Here is a 2,237-nt window from a genome sequence, read left to right as displayed (position 1 = left end):
AATTAAACTATCAACAGTAAAAACTGTCATAGAGCCAAGGTCCAGAAAAAAAGCTTAGAGAAAATTAGAAAGACCAATAAGGAAAACGAGCATTAGTAATTTATTATCAACAACACAAAATCTGAATGTCTGCAGATGTTTCAACCAAAGAAAATATCCTGCGCATAACAACTACCAAAATTTGAATACAAACATCGATCAAACCCTTAATAGCTCAGCAAATATCGGCTATTAAATCTGGCAGTGTTATTACCAATTTAACCTAAGAGACGACAAACGTAGCCTGGATGGTAGCGGTGTTTAACCACTGCATTGCTTAAAATCGCTTATGAGAAATTGGCTTATGAGAAGTAAATAATGCTTATGAGAAAATTGTCATCGCGTTCATAGCAGTCCTTCGCGTACGCTTATGTCCTCCACCATGTAAACATTATGTATCAGACACGAAGAAAAGATTGTCCAATAGAAAGGCGTTTAAATTTCAAAAGGATTTTTCTGCTCTAATCTTGTTTAATGGCATTACTGCAAGCAACGGAATTTATTTATTTAAAAAATCAGCAAAGAAAAAGCTGTAATGGCGGAGCTATGCTTTAACACATAGGAACAACCACAGCAAACCGGAAAATTACTTATCTAAAAAATCAGCAGGAAAAAGCTGTAATGGCGGAGCTATGTCATTAATGCAAAAGCTTCCCATAAAACCAATTACAACACGAATCAACTTAAATATACAACAGCTCTTATCACAAAATGATCAATCAGATGATCCCATTTTACAACACATTTCTACCCTCAAATGGCCCGCCGCATTACGGGTTTAATTTGCCTGCCCGACTAAAAAATTTATTAAATAAACCACAACCAAAATCAAGTTTATGAGGAAAAAAACAACTCATCTCATTATTTTCATTTCTGGTGTAAATAAACCTGGCAAGGCTTTACGCAAAGCTTTGCTGGCACTGGCGATGTTAATAGTGCCGTTGCTCACTTTTGCCCAGCAAAAGATTACCGGTAAAGTGACCGCGCAGGAAGATGGATCTGCCCTGCCGGGTGTAAGTGTGAGACTTAAAAACACCAATACCGGCACCGCTACAGATCCTAAAGGCGACTTTTCATTAACGGTATCACAAGGCGATATACTTGTATTTACGTTCATCGGCTACAACGATAAAGAAGTGCCTGTCACTTCCAGTCTTAAATACAATGTTTCCTTACAGTCTCTCCGCACTTCTTTAACAGAAATAGTAGTAACAGGACAGGGTGTGAAGAGAGAGAAAAGAAGTCTCGGTTATGCGGTAGCAACCATCAATAAAGAAGACATCGGCGAAAACGTGAGCCCTATCAATGCCTTAACAGGTAAGGTAGCCGGCTTGAGCATCACCTCAGGATATGCGCCGGGTGCTTCTTCCAGAATTACCCTGCGCGGTCCTACTTCCTTCAGTGGTAGTAACCAGCCGGTATTTGTTATTGATGGTATTCCTGTTAGTAATGATAACATCCGGAATGCCGATTTCCTGAATAACCAGGTAGATTATGGTAACAGGGGAAATGATATCAACCCGAATGATATCGAAAGTATCACTGTACTGAAAGGACCTGCTGCTGCTGCATTGTACGGCAGTATCGCTTCCAACGGCGCTATCCTGATTACTACTAAAAAAGGTAAAAAGAATTCACCGGCACAAATCAATTTCAGTAGCAGTTACCAGTTATCCAGCATCCTGAAATATCCCACCTTCCAGAATGAATTCGGAGAAGGCAACCTGGATGGTATTCCCGACGACAGAAGGGAAAACTTCAGCTGGGGCGAGGCTTTCGACGGTAAAGAAAGACCATTCGGACAAGTTATTGATGGCAAACAACAGCTAAAAACATATAAAGCCATTCCCAACAACGTAAAGAATTTCTTTGACCTTGGCCAAACCTTTAATAATAATCTTACTGTTTCAGGTGGCAACGAGAAATCCACTTATTTCCTGTCTGTCGGCGCATTAAACAATAAAGGCGTTGTTCCTACCACCAACTACAATAAGTATAGTGTGAGGTTTAGCGGTTCTTCTGAGTTTTCCGAGAAATTCTCCAGCCAGGCATCTATCGGATATACGAATATCTCCAGCCAGTTGCCCTTAGGCGGACAAACAAACTCCACTTACGCCTCCATATATCAGCAACCGAGGGATGCTCCTATCGTTGATTTTAAAGATCTCAGCAATCCATATAACGGTACTTTTATAGAT

The 2,237-nt window shown here is 40.2% G+C and carries 1 protein-coding gene; it reads left to right on the top strand.

Annotated elements, in window-relative coordinates; genetic code table 11:
* Positions 1-875 precede the first annotated feature (875 nt).
* Positions 876-2,237: carboxypeptidase-like regulatory domain-containing protein (locus tag VIP81_RS05605; protein ID WP_331957490.1), on the top strand; the 1,362-nt coding region annotated here is incomplete at its 3' end.

Source organism: Chitinophaga sp. (genome assembly GCF_036566945.1).
In the GTDB taxonomy this organism is placed as follows: Bacteria; Bacteroidota; Bacteroidia; order Chitinophagales; family Chitinophagaceae; genus Chitinophaga.
The sequence above is the reverse complement of the archived record's forward strand: the minus strand, read 5'-3'. Positions and strand labels throughout refer to the sequence as shown.